The organism is Okeania sp. SIO2F4 (genome assembly GCF_010672385.1).
Classification (GTDB): Bacteria; Cyanobacteriota; Cyanobacteriia; order Cyanobacteriales; family Microcoleaceae; genus Trichodesmium.
The window spans coordinates 1-2,999 of sequence record NZ_JAAHGT010000523.1 but is presented as its reverse complement, the minus strand read 5'-3'; the positions used below and the strand labels follow the sequence as shown (position 1 = coordinate 2,999).

Annotated in this window: 3 protein-coding genes; 1 reads left to right on the top strand and 2 read right to left on the bottom strand. The window is 32.0% G+C overall.

All coding sequences use genetic code 11. The annotated features are described in order from the left end of the window. Positions 1–978 precede the first annotated feature (978 nt). A complete protein-coding gene (locus F6K22_RS26495; RefSeq protein ID WP_293104948.1) occupies positions 979–1,554 on the top strand; it encodes a thylakoid membrane photosystem I accumulation factor in 576 nt (191 codons plus the stop codon). Positions 1,555–1,725: 171 nt separating this feature from the next. Here F6K22_RS26495 and F6K22_RS26490 read toward each other — a convergent pair whose 3' ends face one another. Then, complete coding sequence (locus F6K22_RS26490) at positions 1,726–2,037, bottom strand: hypothetical protein (RefSeq protein ID WP_293104945.1); 312 nt, start codon at positions 2,035–2,037, stop codon at positions 1,726–1,728. 777 nt (positions 2,038–2,814) lie between these two features. Next, on the bottom strand, positions 2,815–2,999 hold a 185-nt coding region (locus F6K22_RS26485), incomplete at its 5' end, for a hypothetical protein (protein ID WP_293104943.1).

Here is a 2,999-nt window from a genome sequence, read left to right as displayed (position 1 = left end):
ATCTTCTTTTTTTTATCCTCTTAAAAGAGGAAGTGTAACTACCCAAATTTTTCGGTAAGATAATACCAATTCCCAAAAGCATTGCTATACTTATGTCGCACTTCAGTTATTAAGTAATTAACACAGGATAAATCATTTTTTGCTAATAATAGTCTAGTTAATATTTATTATTCTTGTTTTTACTCCTCCACACACTCCCCACACTTCGCCACCCAATCGGGTATAGCATTATTTTTGATAAATGGTATAAGACTTTTCCTGCGGAATACTACACAAACAGCTAAGTTGACAAATTATCTCTAATTATCAATTATTCATTGGTAATTAAATATAGCAATTCCCATCTCTGAGTGAGGTAAAAAATTCGTTTGTTGCGCGGTAGTAGGTAGGGACTTGTATGCAACGTTCCTACATAATAGGAATTATCAAAAAAATTGGGTATAAAACCCCACCTGGAGTGGCGAAATGTTTTTGGAGAGTTGCTCTAATCCCCTTTACAAAAACAACTTCTGACTTCTGACTTCGTTAAGCTTCGGTGGGAATAGAGAAGAAGAAAAAACTCTACCTCAGTAATTTGAGAAATGCTATAAGATGTATTACTAAATATCACTATTTGGAAGGAAGCAATCTCAAGAGTTTGGATTAATATTATTTTCAGATAATTATAGCAATCAGGAATCATATCTGAGAATTTGACTATTTATTAAAAGGAGAGAATATAGCAGTTATCATATTCATGTATTTACATTTTTTTCTTTTTCTCTGTTTTCTATTCCTCGTTTCCTATTCCCTAAAAGTATTCAATATCTCACAACTTAAATCATATTGCTATAGTTATAAAAAAGTCTTTGTTTGTAGTTAGTTGTGCTTTAGCACCGGAAATCTAGTAGCGCTAAAGTGCAACTAAAAACTTCTATTAACGGAATCATGATATAATTGGCTACTAACTAACTTAGAAAATCTAACACCTAAAAAATTATGCTGAATCTAACACAACGTTTTTCGTGGCAAAAAATTTTCTTTTCTTTGTTTGCTTTTTTAATAGCAATATTTTTCTTACTGCTAATAGCAACACCTACTGCTTTAGCAAGTCTGAATGATGATAGATTTGATGGTAATATTTTTGCTCTTTATGCTGGTAATGGTTCTCTTGTACCTGCTAAAGTGACATTAAAAGAGTCTTTAAAAAGTTCTAGACCAGCACTACTTGTATTTTTTCTAGATGATAGTAAAGATTGTAAACAATTTTCGACTGTAGTTTCTCAACTTCAAGAATTTTATGGTCGTGCAGCAGATTTTATTCCTGTTAATGTGGATGCTATTAATCCTGTGAGTGATGATTCTACAAAAGTTGCTTATTACTATGAAGGGTTTGTACCTCAAACTGTTTTAATTGACCAAGAAGGAAAAGTTGTTCTGAATGAGAAAGGTCAAGTTTCTTTTGAAAAGGTAGATGATACTTTTAGAGAAGTTTTTGATTTATTACCTCGGTCTGAGTCTGTTGAACTTAAACGTCGAATTGTTAATGAGATTAATGTTGAATTGAGAGAATAGTATCAGTAGGGGCGAATGGCTATTCGCTCCTACATTCTTGCTGTAACTACTAAACTAAACGGAATTGTCAGATAAGAAGGGAAATATTTTCTGACGACTTTATTATTAATAGTAGAGAGGGGAGATTGTTAGTACCAACTTGTGGGATTTTAGCAAAACTATCAAAAAACTTTATTTCCACCCATTAGGGAGACAAACCCTATCACTTACTTCTAAATTTTGGGCTTTATCTGAGTTATAAGGTTTTCCGTCTTGAGGATTTAGTATTAATTTCCAATCTTTTAAGGGATAATTATTTCGTTTGGCAATATATCTCAGTTGCTCTCCTTGTTTCAGTTCATATTCATAGTAATTATTAGGACAACCAGAACCTATATAGCCTTTGTCTAGAAACTTAAGTAAAGCTCCAATAATGGCAGCTACTATTGCTCCGACAGCTCCAATAATAGCTACTATTATTGCTTGATTTCTCAACATAGACATAAATATTACACAAAGATTTAATTATAATAACAGACTATTATTGTATAAATGACTTACTTTGATGTCAATCTCAATTACCTTCTTGTGTATTCTCTAAAAAGCAATAAGCATAAAATCAAAACCTGAAAAATACGTGCCAGTATCAGTCTAGTAGGGTGCTTTAGGCATTTCTATGATAGGTAAGATTGGTCTGTCAAATCTAAAATTATGCCGTAATGCACCTTTATTTTCCCTTTTTCGCTGCGTTACACTTCTATAATGCACTTACTGGACTACCAATGATAAGCATTTTCGCACTTGAAAAATATCAAAGTACCGCTAAACGGAATTGCCAGATAAGAACGGAAATATTTTCTGCTTTTACAAATAGTAGCGATCGCCTACATTAATTAGAAAGAGGTAGTAGGGAAAATAAAAAGCAGACAAAGATGGAGATTATTTTTCAAGCTTTTTTTCCTATTGCCTCTCTCTCACTTTCTGAATACTAATCAAAAATTTAATCAACGCATAGATATAAAATAAGTTGTATAAAGGAAAAATTTCAGTATTTTCACTCCTGATAACTTAATAAATTTTGAGTATAATGAATAAGATAGTCTAAGAATTAATGTAAGTATTCAGCTATTAGCAGTCAGCTTATCCTTTCCTGCGGAATGCTGCGCAAACGGAATGCTACGCAAACAGCAATAAAAATGAACGATGTAGCTCCATAGACTTTTTAGGTTAACTGATGGACTTTTACAGTAACTTTAACCTATCCCACTATTCTAAAAATGCTTATTTACTTAAGTAAAATTTTCCTGAAAAGCTAGATTTTTCGTTTTTATCTTTAACAATATTTGGGATTTTCAGCAAAAATATTATTAGTGGGATAGGTTCTTTTAATTCTTTGAAATCTCGCTTATTACTTTTTCCTCTTTTAAAGGTAATGAAGCTGTTAACGTAGTTCCTCCGAAGGAGGA